At 75.8% G+C, this 15,426-nt stretch carries 17 protein-coding genes; 8 read left to right on the plus strand and 9 right to left on the minus strand.

What is annotated here, in order from left to right:
* The first annotated feature begins 29 nt into the window (after positions 1-29).
* Positions 30-530 carry an NUDIX domain-containing protein gene (locus tag ACFVHV_RS08015; RefSeq protein ID WP_380349699.1) on the plus strand — a complete coding sequence of 167 codons (501 nt, stop codon included), beginning with the start codon at positions 30-32 and terminating at the stop codon, positions 528-530.
* 7 nt (positions 531-537) lie between these two features.
* Here ACFVHV_RS08015 and ACFVHV_RS08020 read toward each other — a convergent pair whose 3' ends face one another.
* From ACFVHV_RS08020 to ACFVHV_RS08030, 3 genes are all read right to left on the minus strand, one after another.
* The gene (locus ACFVHV_RS08020; RefSeq protein ID WP_380349701.1) at positions 538-1,191 is read right to left on the minus strand and encodes a vitamin K epoxide reductase family protein; all 654 of its coding nucleotides are present in this window, start codon (positions 1,189-1,191) and stop codon (positions 538-540) included.
* Between the two features lie 93 nt (positions 1,192-1,284).
* Positions 1,285-2,097, minus strand: coding sequence for a thioredoxin domain-containing protein (locus tag ACFVHV_RS08025; RefSeq protein ID WP_380349704.1), 813 nt, complete (start codon positions 2,095-2,097; stop codon positions 1,285-1,287).
* A 169-nt stretch (positions 2,098-2,266) separates the two neighbouring features.
* Positions 2,267-2,941 carry a hypothetical protein gene (locus ACFVHV_RS08030; RefSeq protein WP_359909048.1) on the minus strand — a complete coding sequence of 225 codons (675 nt, stop codon included), beginning with the start codon at positions 2,939-2,941 and terminating at the stop codon, positions 2,267-2,269.
* A 219-nt stretch (positions 2,942-3,160) separates the two neighbouring features.
* Here ACFVHV_RS08030 and ACFVHV_RS08035 point away from each other — a divergent pair, with 219 nt between their 5' ends.
* Positions 3,161-4,039, plus strand: a complete 879-nt coding sequence (locus ACFVHV_RS08035; protein ID WP_380349707.1) for a CHAD domain-containing protein — start codon at positions 3,161-3,163, stop codon at positions 4,037-4,039.
* Positions 4,040-4,150: 111 nt separating this feature from the next.
* On the opposite strand, the gene ACFVHV_RS08040 is transcribed toward ACFVHV_RS08035, so the two are convergent.
* The gene (locus ACFVHV_RS08040; RefSeq protein ID WP_380349710.1) at positions 4,151-5,005 is read right to left on the minus strand and encodes a helix-turn-helix domain-containing protein; all 855 of its coding nucleotides are present in this window, start codon (positions 5,003-5,005) and stop codon (positions 4,151-4,153) included.
* 118 nt (positions 5,006-5,123) lie between these two features.
* Here ACFVHV_RS08040 and ACFVHV_RS08045 point away from each other — a divergent pair, with 118 nt between their 5' ends.
* A complete protein-coding gene (locus ACFVHV_RS08045; RefSeq protein ID WP_380349713.1) occupies positions 5,124-5,897 on the plus strand; it encodes an SDR family NAD(P)-dependent oxidoreductase in 774 nt (257 codons plus the stop codon).
* A gap of 90 nt (positions 5,898-5,987) precedes the next feature.
* On the opposite strand, the gene ACFVHV_RS08050 is transcribed toward ACFVHV_RS08045, so the two are convergent.
* A complete protein-coding gene (locus ACFVHV_RS08050) occupies positions 5,988-6,800 on the minus strand; it encodes a uracil-DNA glycosylase (RefSeq protein ID WP_380349716.1) in 813 nt (270 codons plus the stop codon).
* A 152-nt stretch (positions 6,801-6,952) separates the two neighbouring features.
* Between ACFVHV_RS08050 and ACFVHV_RS08055 the strand changes: the two genes are divergently transcribed.
* Together ACFVHV_RS08055 and ACFVHV_RS08060 are read left to right on the plus strand one after the other, a co-directional pair.
* A complete protein-coding gene (locus ACFVHV_RS08055) occupies positions 6,953-7,960 on the plus strand; it encodes a slipin family protein (protein ID WP_380349773.1) in 1,008 nt (335 codons plus the stop codon).
* A gap of 80 nt (positions 7,961-8,040) precedes the next feature.
* Positions 8,041-8,490, plus strand: a complete 450-nt coding sequence (locus ACFVHV_RS08060) for a CBS domain-containing protein (RefSeq protein ID WP_359909066.1) — start codon at positions 8,041-8,043, stop codon at positions 8,488-8,490.
* A gap of 75 nt (positions 8,491-8,565) precedes the next feature.
* Here ACFVHV_RS08060 and ACFVHV_RS08065 read toward each other — a convergent pair whose 3' ends face one another.
* The 3 genes from ACFVHV_RS08065 to ACFVHV_RS08075 all read right to left on the minus strand — a co-directional run bounded on the left by ACFVHV_RS08065 (position 8,566) and on the right by ACFVHV_RS08075 (position 10,613).
* Positions 8,566-9,396: an SDR family NAD(P)-dependent oxidoreductase gene (locus tag ACFVHV_RS08065; RefSeq protein ID WP_359909069.1), complete on the minus strand. Its 831-nt coding sequence runs from the start codon at positions 9,394-9,396 to the stop codon at positions 8,566-8,568.
* Between the two features lie 96 nt (positions 9,397-9,492).
* Complete coding sequence (locus ACFVHV_RS08070; RefSeq protein WP_380349720.1) at positions 9,493-9,957, minus strand: PaaI family thioesterase; 465 nt, start codon at positions 9,955-9,957, stop codon at positions 9,493-9,495.
* A 32-nt stretch (positions 9,958-9,989) separates the two neighbouring features.
* Entirely contained in the window at positions 9,990-10,613 is a 624-nt protein-coding gene (locus tag ACFVHV_RS08075) for a TetR/AcrR family transcriptional regulator (protein WP_380349723.1), read from the minus strand.
* A gap of 74 nt (positions 10,614-10,687) precedes the next feature.
* On the opposite strand from ACFVHV_RS08075, the gene ACFVHV_RS08080 reads away from it, so the two are divergent.
* Complete coding sequence (locus ACFVHV_RS08080; protein ID WP_380349725.1) at positions 10,688-11,191, plus strand: DUF1453 domain-containing protein; 504 nt, start codon at positions 10,688-10,690, stop codon at positions 11,189-11,191.
* A gap of 42 nt (positions 11,192-11,233) precedes the next feature.
* Positions 11,234-11,767, plus strand: coding sequence for a hypothetical protein (locus ACFVHV_RS08085; RefSeq protein ID WP_380349728.1), 534 nt, complete (start codon positions 11,234-11,236; stop codon positions 11,765-11,767).
* Between the two features lie 21 nt (positions 11,768-11,788).
* Here the strand turns inward: ACFVHV_RS08085 and ACFVHV_RS08090 are convergent, their stop codons facing one another.
* Positions 11,789-14,680: an FAD-binding and (Fe-S)-binding domain-containing protein gene (locus ACFVHV_RS08090; RefSeq protein ID WP_380349731.1), complete on the minus strand. Its 2,892-nt coding sequence runs from the start codon at positions 14,678-14,680 to the stop codon at positions 11,789-11,791.
* Between the two features lie 113 nt (positions 14,681-14,793).
* Here ACFVHV_RS08090 and ACFVHV_RS08095 point away from each other — a divergent pair, with 113 nt between their 5' ends.
* The gene (locus ACFVHV_RS08095; protein WP_380349734.1) at positions 14,794-15,420 is read left to right on the plus strand and encodes a hypothetical protein; all 627 of its coding nucleotides are present in this window, start codon (positions 14,794-14,796) and stop codon (positions 15,418-15,420) included.
* Positions 15,421-15,426 lie beyond the last annotated feature (6 nt).

Here is a 15,426-nt window from a genome sequence, read left to right on the forward strand (position 1 = left end):
GAGGACGGGAACCCGGCGGAGGAGGCGCGATGACGGACACCTGGGCACTCTCGGAGGAGGAGTGGCTCGCCGGGATGGTGCGCGCCTACGTCGGCTGCAGCGTCCTGCTCACCGACGAAGCGGGCCGGGTCCTGCTGCTGAAGGCCAGCTACCGCGACCAGTGGCAGTTCCCCGGCGGCGGGATGGACCGGGGGGAGGGGCCCGCCGAGTGCGCGGCCCGCGAACTGTACGAGGAGACCGGGCTGTTGGCCGGGCCGCTGCGGCTGCTCGTCGTGGAGTGGCGCGACTCGATCCCCGACCAGGGCGAACACGCCCACCCCGCCGTGCAGTTCATGTTCGACGGCGGGACGGTCGCGGACGGCACGGCGGTCCGGGCGCAGGCCGAGGAGGTCGCCGACCACGGCTGGTTCACCCCGGCCCGGGCGGCCGTCCTGCTGCAGCCCGGTGCGGCGCGCCGGCTCACCGCGGCCCTGGAGGCCCGGCGGACCGGCGCCGCCGCACTGCTGCACTCGGACGGGTACGTGGGGTGACGGACGGTCAGAGCAGCGTGCTCCAGTAGGACCAGAACCGGTTGAGGACCAGCAGCGCGATCACCGCCGCCCACAGCACCGGCAGCGCCCAGTGGTAGCGTGCCGCCTCCCGGACGACCACCGCCGACCGCGGGCCCGCCGGAATCACGCCCGTGCGCAGGTTGTGCAGCGTCGTGTACCAGAACAGCACCACCACCGTGGCCCACACCACCATGCAGTACGGGCACAGCGCGCCGATGTCGTACAGCGCCTGGTGGATCAGCCAGTGCGCGAACACCACGCCCAGCGCGGTGCCCGCGTTCAGGCCCAGCCAGAACCAGCGCCGGTACCCGGCACCGGCGAGCAGCCCCGCGCCGATCGCCGTCAGCGCGCCGAAGGCGGCCAGCCCGAGCAGCGGGTTCGGGAAGCCGAAGACCTCCGCCTGCTCGGTGCGCATCACCGAACCGCAGCTGATGATCGGGTTGATGTTGCAGCTGGGGACGTAGGAGGGGTTCTCCAGGATGCGGAGCTTGTCGAAGGTCAGGACGGCCGAGGCGGCCAGCCCGACCAGCCCGCCCAGGAACAGCAGGAGGGCGTAGGCCCGGCTCGCGCCGATCGGGGCCCGGGCGGCGGCGGCGTCGGGAGCGGAGCGGGACGGGTGCACGGTGGTAGCGGCGGTCATGACAGCACACTCCGGTGGCTGGCTGGGAGGAGCCGGCCCGGCCGGGAGTTCGGCCGGGCCGGGTGGTGCCGTACGGTGCGGGGAGGGTGCGGCCTACTGGAGGCCGGCGGCCTGCTTCACCTGCGCGGCGAACTGCTCGGCCGGGACCACGGCGTTGCCGGCGAACAGGGTGATCTGCTTGCCGTCCACCTTGACGGTCGGAGTGCCGGTCACCCCGCTGCCGTTGAACGCGTCGGAGACCTTGGCCGCCCACGGGGCGTAGGTCTTGTCGGTCACCGCCTTCACGAAGGCGTCCGTCTTCAGCCCGGGCACCTGGCCGGCCAGGTTCAGGATGTGGTCGACGTCGCCGAAGCCGTCCTCGCGCTCGTCCGGCTGGTTGGCGTACAGCACGTCGTGGAACGCCTTGAACTGGTCCACGCCCTCGTTCAGCGCGGCGCCGGCCGCGGCCAGCGCGGTGCGCGAGCCCTTGCCGCCGAGGTTCTTGTCCAGGAACGCCGCCAGGTGGAACTCCACCTTGATCCGGCCGTCCTCGGTGAGCTTCTTGACGGTCTCGCCGTTGGCCGCCTCGAAGTGCTTGCAGACCGGGCAGCGGAAGTCCTCGTAGATCTCCATGGTGTGCGGGGCGTCCGCCTTGCCGTAGGTGATCACCGTGCCGTCCGGGCCGGAGGCGTTGGCGGGCACGACCAGCGGCGCCGACGCGGCGGCGGAGGACTTGTCGTTCTTGTCCGAGGCCGAGTTGATCGCGACGGCGACACCGCCCGCGAGGGCCAGCACGACGACCGCGGAGACCGTCACGACGATCCGCTGACGGCGCTTGGCGGCCTGCTGCTCGCGGCGCTGCGCCTCCTGGATCCGCTCACGGGCACTGATGCGCTTGGACTGCTGCTTGCTGGGGGCCTGAGCCATGGGGAAGTCAACTCCTGTACGCGGCGCGCGGGTGCGCGCGGGGAGCCGCAGCTGCTGCGGCGGGGTCGGTGAACGCGGGAGTCGTGCGCACTGCCTGCGGGCGTACCGGGGCCGTCCGGCCGGGTACGGGGGTGATCAGGTCGGGACGGTGATCAGGTCGGGACGGTGATCAGCAGGCAGGCGCGAAGGCGGGCGGGCCGCGCCGGGGCGCCGGGCTCAGCACCACGTCCTCGCGGCGCGGCCGGGCACGGTCCGACACCGGCAGCGGCACCCGCAGCACCGGACGCACCGGCGCGGGGAGCAGCAGGACGACCAGGGCGCGCAGCGGGCCGGCCAGCGACTGCCGCAGCGCGCACAGCGCCCGGGCCAGGCCGGACAGGGCGGCGTCGCCCATCCGCAGCCAGGCCGAGGCGGCGAGGGCGATCACCACGTGCACCAGCAGGAGCAGCAGCTGGGTCGCGGCGGGGGCCAACTGCCCGGCGTGGCCCAGCGGGCCGCTCAGCAGCGAGCCGTCCACCGAACCGCCGCCGCAGACCAGCAGGTTCACCCCGCGGGCGGGCACCTGACCGGCCAGCACCGGCGAACAGCCGGCCTGGCCCAGGTTGAACGTGGTGTTGAGCAGCAGCTCGACCGGCACCATCACGCCGGAGATGTGCAGCATCCGCCGTTCCCCGCCGGCCAGGACGGCCGCGACCAGGAAGACGACGGCACCGGCCGAGGCCACCAGCGACAGCGGCAGCGGGCGGCCCGTGATGACGACCTGGCCCAACGCGGCCATCGGCACGGCGAGCGCGGTGAACACCGCGGCCCGCAGGGCCCTGGTCGCACGGGAGGAGGTCGTCACGCTCCGGAGTATGTCATGGCGCTCGCATCCGGCACGAGGGCCCGTAGGTCCCTGTTCCGGCTGACGTGCGATCAGTAGCCTGCGGGGTTCGACAGCGGGCCCGACAGCGGGCCCGGCCGCCCGCGGGGTCGCCCGCCCGGCTGCCGCGCGGTCGACAGCGGCCCGACGCGGATTAGCCTGGAAGGCGTTCCCGCTGACCCGACGAGGGGGCGAGCGTCCATGGCGAGACCCGACACCACGGTGGGGCAGGTGCTGCTGGCCCGCCTGGAGACGCAGGCGGCCGTGCTGGCCGGCCTGGACGACGCCGTCCGGGCGGACGAGCCGGACGCCGTGCACCGGATGCGGGTCGCCTGTCGGCGGCTGCGCAGCGCCCTGCAGACCTTCCGGCGGCTGGTCGCCCCCGGAGCGGCCGACGAGCTGGTCGCGGAGCTGCGCTGGCTCGGCGGCGTCCTGGGCCGGGCGCGGGACCGCGAGGTGCTGGCCGAACGGCTGGTCGCCGAGGCCCGCGAGCTGCCCGCCGGGTGCGGCCCGCAGCGGGTCGCCGCAGCACTGGACCGGTGGGGCGAGGCCGAGTACCGCGCCATCTGGCCCGAGGTGGTCGCCGCCCTGGACAGCCCCCGCCGCCGGGCGCTCGGCGAGGCTCTCGCCGCCTTCCTCGCGGATCCGCCGCTGCGCCGGCGTGCCGCCCGCAGCGCCGTCCCGGAGCTCTCCCGCATCGCCGCCCGCGAGCAGCGGCGTACGGCCGGGCGGGTCGGGGCGGCCCTCGCCGCCGCCCCCGACGAGCGGACCCGCGCGCTCCACGAGGCCCGCAAGGCGGCCAAGCGAGCCCGCTACGCCGGTGAGGCCGCCGCCCCGGCGGCCGGCGCCCGGGCCGAGCGCTACGCGCAGCGGATGAAGGCCGTCCAGGAGGTGCTGGGCGAGCACCAGGACGCCGTGGTGGCCGCGACCGCCCTCGCGACCCACGCGGTCACCGGTGGCGAGCCGTTCGGGTACGGCGCCCTGTACGGGCGTCAGCTGGCGTCGGCCGAGGCCGCCCGGCGGCGCCTGCCGGACGTCTGGCGGCGGGCGGGCAAGCGGAAGCTGGCCCGGTTCGGGTAGGGCGTGTCCGGCGGATCTCCGCCGGGTGCGCGAAGACCCGCAGGACAAGCCCCGGGGCCGCGGCCCGCGCGCCACCGACCGGGCCGCGGTCGCGTGCGGTGCGCGCGGCGGCTACCCCGGGGCGGTGGCGGTCCGGAGCAGGTCCCCGCCGGCCGCCGCGAAGGCGTGCCGGGTGGGGCTGTCGGGCGGGGCGAGGAAGGCGAAGAGGTGGCGGCCGTCCTCGGGGAGGGGCAGGACGGTGTAGTCGAGGACGGTGGCGGCGAGGGCCGGGTGGCGGACGTGGAGGCGGCCGGGGCGGGGCGGCGCGGCGCGGTGGCGGTCCCAGAGCTCGGCGAAGACGGGGCTGTCGGCCGACAGCCGGTGGACCAGGGCGAGCAGGGCGCGGTCGCGGGGACGGTCGGCGTGCTGGGCGCGCAGTGAGGCGACCAGGTCGGCGCCGATCGAGCCCTCGGCGGCCGTGTTGCCCTGCGAGCGGTCCCGGTACGGGCAGCAGAACACCTGCCAGAGCAGGTTCCGCTCAGGGGCCGGCCGTCGTTCCGGCTCGGCCAGCAGCAGGGCGGCGGGCCGGTTCCAGGCCAGCAGGTCGAAGGTGGGGCCGGTGACGAAGGCGGGCGCGGCGTCCAGGGTGTCCAGCAGGGCGAGGGTGGTCGGAGGGAGCGCCGGGGCTTCGGCGGGCGGCGGGGCCGGGCGGTGCGGGCGGGCGGCCAGCCGGTGCAGGTAGCCGCGCTCGGCGGCGGTCAGTTGCAGGGCCTCGGCGAGACCGTCGAGGACCGGGCCGGTCGGCACCCGTTGGCGGCCCTGTTCCAGGCGGGCGTAGTAGTCGGCCGAGATCCCGGCGCGGGCGGCGACCTCCTCGCGGCGCAGTCCGGGGGTACGGCGGCGTCCGGAGGCGGGCAGGCCGGCGTCGGCGGGCGCGAGTCGGGCGCGGCGGGCGCGGAGGAAGGCGCCCAGCGGGGTCTCGGGCATGCGCGTCAGGCTGCCACAGCTCGCCTGGGACAGCCAGGACCTGGCTGTCCCAGGAAGCCGGTTCCCGGGGAGCGTCCGGCCGCTGGTGGGCCGGCGGGCACGGCGGCAGGCTCGCCGCATGGGACTTCTCGACGACAAGGTCACGATCGTCACCGGCGCCGGGCGGGGCATCGGCGCGGCCGCCGCCCGGCTGTTCGCCCGGGAGGGCGCGCTGCTGGTGCTCGCCGCCCGCTCCGGCGCCGAGGTGGAGGAACTGGCCACCGAGCTGCGCGCCACCGGGGCCGGGGCGGTGGCGGTCGCCGCCGATCTGACCACGGCCGCCGGTGCGCAGCGGACGGTGGACACCGCGCTGGAGGCCTTCGGCCGGCTGGACGCGGCCTTCGACAACGCGGGCAACGGCCTGCCGCCGGCCCCGCTCACCGAGCGTTCGGAGTCGGAGTGGGACGACACCCACGCGCTCAACCTGCGCGGCACCTGGCTCTGTCTGCGGGCCCAGCTGCGGGCGATGACGGCGGCCGGGCGCGGCGGCGCGGTGGTGCTCAACACCGGTGTGGGGGCGCTGGTCGGGGGCTTCGGCGACGGCGCCCAGCAGGCCGCCAAGCACGGCCTGAGCGGTCTGGTGAAGGCGGCCACCGCCGATCACGCCCGGCACGGCATCAGGGTCAACGCCGTCGCGCCCGGGGTGGTGCGCACGCCGGGCACCGAGCCGTTCTTCGGGTCCGGGCCGGAGTTCGCCGCGCTGGTGGAGCGTTCCACGCCGCTGGGCCGGCCGGGTACGGACGAGGAGGTGGCGCAGGCGGCCGCCTGGCTGCTGAGCGACCGGGCCTCGTACGTCGCGGGCGTGACGCTGCCGGTGGACGGCGGGATCACGGCCACCCGGCGGTTCGACTGACCGGCCCGCGCCGGGAGCGGTTGCCCGCGGGCCGTGCCGGCGTGGGCGAGCGAGCGGGGTCGCGCGAGCGAGGCCGCCGGCGGGGGCGGGCTACCGGGGGTCGAGCCCCGCCGAGCGGGCCGCCTCGCGCAGCAGGTCCCGGAGCATCGCGGTGGTCAGCCGGCCGGTGTTCGTGTTGCGCGGGCTCACGTGGTAGCAGCCGTACATCCGCAGGTCCGGGCCGCCGTCGCGGGCCGGGAAGACGGCCAGGGCGGCGTGGCCGAAGGCCGGGCGGGGGCGGGGGACCCGCCAGCCGGCGTCCGCGATCACCGGCAGCATCGCCTGCCAGGCGAAGCCGCCGAGGGCGACCACGGTGCGCACGGTGGGGCGCATCAGCTCCAGCTCCCGGGTGATCCAGGGCCGGCAGGTGTCGCGTTCGGCCGTGCTGGGCTTGTTGTCCGGCGGGGCGCAGCGGACCGGGTCGGTGATCCGGACGCCGGACAGTTCCAGGCCGTCGCCGTGGCGGACGGACTCGGGGCGGTTGGCGAGCCCGAGTTCGTAGAGGGCGGCGTAGAGCAGGTCGCCGGAGGGGTCGCCGGTGAAGATCCGGCCGGTGCGGTTGGCGCCGTGGGCGGCGGGGGCGAGGCCGACCAGGACGAGCGGGGCGTCCGGCGGCCCGAAGCCCGGGACGGGGCGGGCCCAGTAGTCCCAGTCCCGGTAGGCGCGGCGCTTGGTCCGGGCGGTCTCCTCGCGCCACCGGACCAGGCGCGGGCAGGCCCGGCAGCCGGTGACGACGCGGTCCAGCTCGGCGAGTCCGCCGGCCCGGACGGCCGCCTCGGCGGGATGGCGGGGGTCGTCGGGGTCGTTGGCGGGGTCGTCGGCGGGGTCGTCGGCGGGCGAGGAGGACGCGGCCACGGTCGGCATGGCCAGGATCCTAGAGGCTCCGGGACGTTCGTTCCGGCGCGGACCGGGCAGGCGTAGCGTGGAATCAGTTGCTCCCGGCGGTCCCCGGCCGGTCATGGCCGGCGGCGGCCGGGCGCGCCGGTGCGCGCGCAGGCCGCGAGGAGGCCGCGATGATCGTCGATGCGGTGCTGGGTGTCCTCGGAGGGCTCGCCGGACTGGGTGTGATCTGGGCGGGCCTGAGCATCAGGGTCGTCCAGCAGTTCCAGAAGGGCGTGGTGTTCCGCTTCGGGAAGGTGCGCGACGAGGTGCGCGATCCCGGGCTGGTGGCGCTGATGCCGATCGCGGACCGGCTGCGCAGGGTGAACGTGCAGATCGTGACGATGCCGATCCCGGCGCAGGAGGGCATCACCCGGGACAACGTGACCGTGCGGGTGGACGCGGTGGTCTACTTCCGGGTGGAGGACCCGGTGAAGGCCACCGTCAACGTGCAGGACTACAACTTCGCGATCTCCCAGGTCGCGCAGACCTCGCTGCGCTCGATCATCGGCAAGAGCGAGCTGGACGACCTGCTGGCCAACCGGGAACCGATCAACCAGGGGCTGGAGTTGATGATCGACAGTCCGGCCCTGGGCTGGGGCATCGAGATCGACCGGGTGGAGATCAAGGACGTCGCGCTGCCGGAGTCGATGAAGCGCTCGATCGCCCGGCAGGCGGAGGCCGAGCGGGAGCGGCGGGCCCGGATCATCACGGCGGACGGCGAGTACCAGGCCTCGGAGCGGCTGTCGGACGCCGCGGCGGTGATGAGCAAGACCCCGGCCGCGCTCCAACTGCGGCTGTTGCAGACCGTGGTGGAGGTGGCCGCGGAGAAGAACTCGACGCTGGTGCTGCCCTTCCCGGTGGAGCTGCTGCGCTTCCTGGACAGCGCGACGGAGGTCCAGCAGCGGAACCTGCTGACGGCTGCCGCGGTCGCGGCCGGGGCGAAGGCCGTGGAGGAGGCGGTGGAGAGCGGCGAGGTGTCGGAGGAGGAGCTCGAACCGGAACAGCCCAGGCACGAACCCCCGCCCCTGGAGGAGGTGTTGGAGAAGTCGCCGCTGGTCGGTCCGGAGTCGCCGGACGGCCGGGTCGGGCAGGGCGACGGGGTCGAGCAGGGCGGTCGTACGGGCCCGGCCGGGGGCGGCTGAGCGCGCCGGTCCCGGTGGCGTCGGCCACCGGCCCGGACCACGATGGACGGGGGAAGGGAAGCCAGGCCAGGAGGCGGACCATGACCATAGCCAGCGACATCATGCACCCGGGCGCCGAGTGCATCCGCGAGCACGAGACGCTCGCGGCCGCCGCCCGGATCATGCGGGAACGCCATGTGGGCGCCCTGCCCATCTGCGGGCCGGGCGACAAGCTGCTGGGGATCGTGACCGACCGCGACATCGTGCTGCGCTGCGTCGCCGAGGGCCGTGACCCGGCGTCCGTGACGGCGGGCGAGCTGGCGCAGGGGCGCCCGATGACGGTGGAGGCGGACGAGGACTGCGAACAGGTGCTGCGGGTGATGGAGCAGTACCAGGTGCGCCGGCTGCCGGTGATCAACCACCCCGAGCACAAGCTGGTCGGCATGATCAGCGAGGCGGACATCGCGCGCGGTCTGCCGCGGGCGCGGGTCGCCGAGTTCGTCTCGGCGGTCTGCGCGGAGCAGGAGCCCGCGGGGGCCGCCCAGGGCTGACGCCGCCGAGCGCCCGCGGGCGGCGGGGCCCGCCCCCGTGAACGCCGGTGAGGGGCGGGGCCGCCGTCGTGCCGGTCAGACGGCCGGGGCGGTGGGGCCGTGCGCCTCCGCCGAGAGCCGGGCCCATGCGTCCCAGGTGGTGAGCCGGTCGGCGTAGGCCTGCCGCACCATGGGGTGGCCCCCGGTGCCGAAGAACACCCGCAGCGGCGGCTGATCGGCGTCGACGAGCCGCAGCAGGGCCCGGCCGGCCGCGGCCGGGTCGCCGACGTCGAGCGCCGCGGCCCGACCGGCGGAGGCGGCGCGCAGCCCGTCGTACCGGGGGTCGGCCTCGGCGTGCACGGCGGAGGCGACCGCGTCGGTGGCGTAGCTGCCGGGCTCGACGACGGTCACCTTGACGCCGAACCCGGCGACCTCCTGGGCGAGCGCCTCGCTCAGGCCCTCCAGGGCCCACTTGGAGGCGCAGTACCCGCCGCCGAGCGGGAACGCGGCGACGCCGGCGACCGAGGAGATCTGGACGATGTGCCCGGAGCCCTGGGCGCGCAGCAGCGGCAGCACGGCTTGGACGACCCGCAGCGGGCCGAACAGATTGGTGTCCAGCTGGTCGCGCAGCTGCCGCTCGGAGAGTTCCTCGACGGCTCCGGACAGGCCGTAGCCGGCGTTGTTGACGACGACGTCGAGCCGGCCGAAGTGCTGGTGGGCCCGGAGGACGGCGCGGTGCACGGCCGCCCGGTCGGTGACGTCCAGCGGGAGCGGGAGCACCGCGTCCCCGTGGGCGGCGGCCAGTTCGGCGAGCCGGCCGGTGTCCCGGGCGGTCGCGGCCACCCGGTCGCCGCGGGACAGGGCCGCCTCGACGAAGGCGCGGCCGAGGCCGCGGGACGAACCGGTGACGAACCAGACCTTGCTCATGATTTCCGCTCCACTCTGTCCGAGGACCTGGTGACATCAGGACACCGTGGGGCGGGCCGGTGTGACATCCGGGCGCGGAAGCCGGGTGCCGGTCGGTCAGCCCAGGGCGTAGACGGCGGTGGCGTGGGCGGCGGGGTCCTCGGTGCCCCTGGTTCCCTCGGTGCCCCTGGTTCCCTCGGTGCCCCTGGTTCCCTCGGTGCCCTCGGGGAGGAGGGTGATGTCGAGGAAGGCGAGCCGGCGGCCGAGCCTGGTGATCCGGGCGTGCACCAGCACGTCCCGGGCGAGGACCGCGCGCTGGAAGGTGGTGGACTGCTGGACGGTGGTCATCGGGCCGAATCCGCCGCGGGCCGCGCACAGCGCGATCACGCAGGCCGTGTCGGCGGCGGCCATCAGTACCTGGCCGGACAGCGCGCCGCCCTCGCGGGCGAGCCGGTCGGACCAGGGCAGCCGCAGGACGGCGTGCTGCTCGCCGGCCTCGACGGTCGACAGGCCCAGGTCCCGCACCCAGGGCGCGAAGTGGTCGGCCAGAATCCTGTCCGCCTCGGCGGTGGTGAGGGTCATCGCGCCATTGTGCCGGGGGTGTTGGCGCGGTGTCAGGAGGCCGGAGCGGCCAGGGTGTCGAGGTGGCGGCGCAGCACCGCGCGCAGCTCGTCCGGGCCGACCAGGTCGGGGTGCTGGACGGCCTGGAGGGTGAGGCCGTCCAGCAGGGCGGAGAGCCGGCGGGTCTCGACGCCGAGGTCGAGGCCGGGGGCCAGGCCGCCGGAGCGCTCGGACTCGGTGAGGACGCGGCGGACCAGGTCGTCGAGTCCGGCCTGCATCTCGGCGGCGCGGGGCCGCAGGTCGGGCCGGGTCCGGGCGGCGGTGACGAAGGAGAGCCAGAGCGCGGACTCCTCCCGGCGTCCGGCGTCCAGCGGGAGGGTCTCGGCGAGCAGCCGGACGGTCCGTTCGCGCCGGTCGGTGCCGGCGGTGGCCGGGTCGAGCAGGACGGCGGCGTGGGTCCGGACGCGGGCCTCGATCCGGTGGGCCAGCTCGCCCATCGCGAAGATCATCAGCTCCGAGCCGCCGGCGAAGTAGTGCCGTACCGAGCCGACGGCCAGTCCGGCCTCCTCGGCGACGTTGCGCAGGGAGGCGTGCTCCAGCCCTTCCCGGGCCGCGACGCGCAGGACGGCGTCGGCGACGGCCTGGCGGCGCTCGGCGGGGTCGACGATCTTCGGCATGTTGCCGTTATAGCACGGGCGAGCTAAATTGCTGATTTAGCACGGTCGAGCTACAAAACTTCGGGGGAGTGGGAATGGACAACTGGGTGTACGTGGGGCTGGTCGCCGCCGTGGTCGTGGTGGTGGTGATCAGGCGGCTGCGCGGCGAGCCGCTCAACGCCCGGGACCTCTTCGCGGCGCCGGTGATCCTCACCGGCCTCGGCGCTTGGGCGCTCGCCCAGCGGCACGGCCTCGGTGCGGCCGACTGCGGCTGGATCGCGGCGGGTGCCGCGCTCGGCCTCGCGCTGGGGGCGGTGCGCGGCGCCACCATCCAGGTCTACGAGCGGGAGGGCGTGCTGTGGCAGCGCTACACCGGGCGGACCTTCCTGGTCGCGGCGCTCTCGCTCGCGGTGGTGGCCTGTTTCGCCGCGCTCGCCGGGCACTTCGGCCTGGCCCCTGATGCCAGGCCGGTCCAGCTGTCGATCGGCGTGGGCTTCCTGGGGGAGGCCCTGGTGGTGGGCCGGCGCGGGGTCTCCTCGGGCACTCCGTTCGCGCCCGAGCGGCGGGGTTCGAGCCCCCTCGACCGGCTCCGCCGGTAACTTTGGTTGTCAGAGCTGGATTTGGTAACTAGGGTTGTCGGCATGACGATCGCGGAGATCACCCATGAGGAACAGGCCGAGCTGGCCAAGGCCCTTCTCGACGCCCTCGGCCCCCTTGCCGCCGCCGTGCGCGCCCGCGCGACCGGCCTGCCCGCGGAGCGGATGTGGGACGCCGAGCCGGTCGAGGCCGCCCTCTCGGTGCTGTCCGCCTGGAAGCTGGTGGACGCCGAGGTCAAGCGGCTCACCGCGGGCGCGGCCGCCACCGCGGGCTCCTACGGCGCCGGGTACGAACAGCTCGGCGCCGCCTGGGGCATCACCCGGCAGGGTGCCCGGAAGAAGTGGCCGGAGGCCGTCAGCCGTCCGGTGGCGCGCCCGGGATCGCTTCGACTGTTCGGCGGAACGGTCGAGTTGATCGAGGACGCGGCCGCCGGGGGCTGGCGCTGGACGGGCACCGGCGCCGACGGCACGACCGGCGGGGCCGCCGTCGGCCACCGGACCCGGGAGGAGGCCGCGGCGCACGCCGGGGCCTTCCTCGCGGCGCACGCATCCGGCAAGGAGCCGCAGGGCACCCGGTAGGGCGTGTCGGACACGCCCTCGTCACCTCGCGGACCGCAGCTCCCGGGCGATCAGCTCCGCCAGGTGCAGGGCCTGCCGCCCGTCGGCGAGTTGGGCGATCTGGGTGCGGCAGCTGAAGCCGTCCGCGAGGACCACCGTCCGCGGCCCGGCGGCCCGCACCTCGGGCAGCAGCACCCGCTCCGCGATGGCCTCGGACACCTCGAAGTGGCCCCGCGCGAAGCCGAAGTCGCCCGCCAGGCCGCAGCAGCCGGAGTCCAGCACCCGGTTGTTCAGGCCGAGCCGGGCCTCCACCCGGCGGTCGGCGGCGCTGCCGAGCACCGCGTGCTGGTGGCAGTGCGTCTGGGTGAGGGCGTCCAGCGGGATCCGGGGGAGCGGGGCGTCCGGGGCGTACTCGTCGAGGAACTCGGCGAAGGTGCGGGTGCGGTCGGCGAGCGGGCGGCCCTGTGCGCCGAGCAGCCGGGGCAGGTCCTCGCGCAGCGTCGCGGTGCAGCTGGGGTCCAGGCCGACCACGGGGGTGTCGGCCTGGATCCCGGATCCCGTCAGCGCCCGCAGGCTGCGCCGCAACACCCGGCGGGCGGTTCCGAGTTGGCCGGTGGAGTACCAGGTGAGGCCGCAGCAGACCGGTCCAGCGGGCAGCCGGACGTCGAAGCCCAGGTGCTCCAGCACCTCGACGGCCGAGCGCGGCACGTTCGGCTGGAGGTGGTCGGAGAAGGTGTCCGGCCACAGCAGCACCGGCCGGGCGCCCGCCGGGGCCGGGTGGGCGGCGCGGTGCCGCCGGTACCAGGCGGTGAAGGTCTCCGGCGGGAGGACGGGCAGCACCCGGCGCGGGTCGATCCCGCCGAGCCGCTTGATCAGCCCGCCGGCCCGGGAGCGGGCGATCGTGTTGGCCGCCCCGGGGGCGAGCGCGACGGCCCGCAGCCAGAGCGGCAGCCAGCCCATCGAGTAGTGCGCGAGCGGCCGCGGCCGGTGCCGGTAGTGCTGGTACAGGAACTCGGACTTGTAGGTCGCCATGTCGACGTGGACCGGGCAGTCGCTCGCGCAGCCCTTGCAGCTCAGGCAGAGGTCCAGCGCCTCCCGGACCTCCTCCGAACGCCAGCCGTCCGGGACGGCGTCCCCGCGCAGCATCTCGGCGAGCAGCCGGGCCCGCCCCCGGGTGGAGTGCCGCTCCTCGCCGGTGGCCAGGTAGCTCGGGCACATCACCCCGCTGCCCGGGGCCACGCACTTGGCGACGCCCACGCAGCGGTGCACCGCCCTGACCAGGCTGCCGCCGTCCTGTTCGTACGGGAGGGCCAGCGGCAGCGTGCGGCGCGGGGCGGTGACGAAGCGCAGGTCGGTGTCGAGCGGGCGGGGATCGACCAGGGCGCCCGGGTTGAGCAGGTTCTCCGGGTCCCAGATCCGCTTGAACTCGCCGAAGAGGCCGATGACTTCGGGTGGGTACATGCGTGGCAGCAGCTCGGCCCGGGCCTGGCCGTCGCCGTGCTCGCCGGAGAGCGAACCGCCGTACGAGACCGCCAGATCGGCCGCCTGCTCCAGGAACTCCCGGAAGACCAGCACCCCTTGGGGTTCGTCCAGCGGGAAGTCGATCCGCAGGTGCACGCAGCCGTCGCCGAAGTGCCCGTACGGGACGCCGCGCAGGCTGTGCCGCCGCAGCAGGGCGCGCAGGTCCCGCAGGTAGTCGCCGAGCCGCTCGGGCGGGACGGCGGAGTCCTCCCAGCCGGGCCAGGCCTCGCCGCCCCCGGGCAGCCGGGTGACGATTCCCGCGCCGGCCTCCCGGACGGCCCACAACTGGCGCTGCTCGACCGGGTCGGTGACCAGGGCGACGGAGGCCGAGCGCTCGCGGCGCACCGCGTCGCCCAGCCTGCGGGCGGCCTGGTAGGCGGCCAACGGGGTGTCGCCGCCGGTCTCCAGGAACAGCCAGCACTCGCCGGCGGGCAGCCGGTCCAGTGCGGGCGGACGCGGGCCGGCGGCGAGCAGCGCGGCGATCAGGTCGGCCGCCATGCCCTCGGCGGTCAGCGGACCGTACGGGAGCAGTGCCGGGACGGCGTCGGCGGCGGCGCCCTCGTCGGGGTAGCCGGCCACCACCAGGGCCCGCGCGGGCGGGTCCTCGACCAGGCGGACGGTGGCGCCGAGCAGCAGTGCGCAGGTGCCCTCGGTGCCGGTGAGCGCCCGGGCCAGGTCGTGGCCGTGCTCGGGCAGCAGCGCGTCCAGCGGGTAGCCGGAGGTGCGGCGGGGCAGTTGCGGCATGCCCTGCCGGATGACGGCGAGGTTGCGGTCGGTGAACTCCTGCAGCTCGGTGTGGAGTTCGCCGACCCGTCCGGGCCGTGCGGCGAGCGCGGCGCGCTCCGCGGCGGTGAGCCGCCCGCCGACGGTCAGCTCGGTGCCGTCCGCGAGCAGCAGCTCCAGCCGCTCGACGTTGTCGGCGGTGCGGCCCCAGGCCAGCGAGTGCGAGCCGCAGGAGTCGTTGCCGATCATGCCGCCGAGGGTGCAGCGGCTGTGCGTGGACGGGTCGGGGCCGAAGCGCAGCCCGTGGGGCCGGGCGGCGCGCTGGAGGTCGTCCAGCACGGTGCCGGGCTGGACGCGCGCGGTGCGGGCCCGCGGGTCGAGCTCCAGCACCGCGCCGAGGTGGCGGCGGAAGTCCAGCACCACCGCCCCCGGGCCGATCGCCTGCCCGCCGATGCTGGTCCCGGCCCCGCGCGCCACCACCGGCACCCGGTGCCCGCGGCAGAGCGCCAGCGCGGTGCGCACGTCGTCGAGGTCGGCGGGTTTGACCACGCCGAGCGGCAACTGCCGGTAGTTGGAGGCGTCCTGACTGTAGACGGTGCGTTCGGCGGCGCCGAAGCGGACCTCGCCGCGCAGCACGGCGGACAGCGCGCGGGCCAGCTCGGCCCCGGGGTCGGCGGACGGACGGCTCACCAGGGACCTCCCAGGAGTACGGCTCCGCCGATGATCGCAGCCGTACCGCCGCACCGGTACCGGGCACGACGGGGGTACCGCCGACAGGGTGTCCTGTGGCACGCTCGGCGGTCATGATCGAAGAATCCGCGGCCGCGGACCCGGCCGGCCCCGACGCCTACCTCGCCCGCCTCCCGATCGGCGAGCCGCTGCCCTTCCCGGCGGACGGCGCGCCCTCCTGGGAGATCTTCCCGTACGAGGGCGAGCTGACCGTCCGGGAACTCCGGGCGCCGGAGCTGCCCGAACCGCCCCGGAACGGCGAGGACGGCCCGGAGAGCTGCCCGGACTGCGCCCGGCCGGACGCCGACTTCCTGTGGACGGACGAGCACTGGCGGCTCGGCACCACCGAGGAGCCGGACGGACTGCCCGCCACGCTGCTCCTGTGGCCGCGCGCCCACCACGACCTGCTGGACCTGCCGGCCGAACTCTCCGCGGGGCTGGGCCCGATGCTCCAGAGGGTGGAGCGGGCCGTACGGTCGCTCGGCGGCATCGGCCGGGTCCATGTGAACCGCTGGGGCGACGGTTCCGCGCACCTGCACCTGTGGCTGCTCGCCCGGCCCGAGGGGATGGCGCAGCTGCGCGGCTCGACCCTGCCGCTGTGGATGGACGTGCTGCCGCCGATGCCCGTCGGGGTCCGGGCCGAGCGGGCCCGCCGGATCGCCGCCGCGATGGCCGCCGGGGGCGGCGTGGCGCAGGTCTGAGCGGGG

Source organism: Kitasatospora sp. NPDC127116 (assembly GCF_042677365.1).
GTDB lineage: Bacteria > Actinomycetota > Actinomycetes > Streptomycetales > Streptomycetaceae > Kitasatospora > Kitasatospora lactacystinica.

Excerpts from the sequence above, each read along its gene's own strand:
- ACFVHV_RS08015 (WP_380349699.1), top strand. The coding sequence starts at position 30 with ATGACGGACACCTGGGCACTCTCGGAGGAGGAGTGGCTCGCCGGGATG.
- ACFVHV_RS08020 (WP_380349701.1), bottom strand. The coding sequence starts at position 1,191 with ATGACCGCCGCTACCACCGTGCACCCGTCCCGCTCCGCTCCCGACGCC.
- ACFVHV_RS08025 (WP_380349704.1), bottom strand. The coding sequence starts at position 2,097 with ATGGCTCAGGCCCCCAGCAAGCAGCAGTCCAAGCGCATCAGTGCCCGT.
- ACFVHV_RS08035 (WP_380349707.1), top strand. The coding sequence starts at position 3,161 with ATGGCGAGACCCGACACCACGGTGGGGCAGGTGCTGCTGGCCCGCCTG.
- ACFVHV_RS08040 (WP_380349710.1), bottom strand. The coding sequence starts at position 5,005 with ATGCCCGAGACCCCGCTGGGCGCCTTCCTCCGCGCCCGCCGCGCCCGA.
- ACFVHV_RS08045 (WP_380349713.1), top strand. The coding sequence starts at position 5,124 with ATGGGACTTCTCGACGACAAGGTCACGATCGTCACCGGCGCCGGGCGG.
- ACFVHV_RS08050 (WP_380349716.1), bottom strand. The coding sequence starts at position 6,800 with ATGCCGACCGTGGCCGCGTCCTCCTCGCCCGCCGACGACCCCGCCGAC.
- ACFVHV_RS08060 (WP_359909066.1), top strand. The coding sequence starts at position 8,041 with ATGACCATAGCCAGCGACATCATGCACCCGGGCGCCGAGTGCATCCGC.
- ACFVHV_RS08065 (WP_359909069.1), bottom strand. The coding sequence starts at position 9,396 with ATGAGCAAGGTCTGGTTCGTCACCGGTTCGTCCCGCGGCCTCGGCCGC.
- ACFVHV_RS08070 (WP_380349720.1), bottom strand. The coding sequence starts at position 9,957 with ATGACCCTCACCACCGCCGAGGCGGACAGGATTCTGGCCGACCACTTC.
- ACFVHV_RS08075 (WP_380349723.1), bottom strand. The coding sequence starts at position 10,613 with ATGCCGAAGATCGTCGACCCCGCCGAGCGCCGCCAGGCCGTCGCCGAC.
- ACFVHV_RS08080 (WP_380349725.1), top strand. The coding sequence starts at position 10,688 with ATGGACAACTGGGTGTACGTGGGGCTGGTCGCCGCCGTGGTCGTGGTG.
- ACFVHV_RS08085 (WP_380349728.1), top strand. The coding sequence starts at position 11,234 with ATGACGATCGCGGAGATCACCCATGAGGAACAGGCCGAGCTGGCCAAG.
- ACFVHV_RS08095 (WP_380349734.1), top strand. The coding sequence starts at position 14,794 with ATGATCGAAGAATCCGCGGCCGCGGACCCGGCCGGCCCCGACGCCTAC.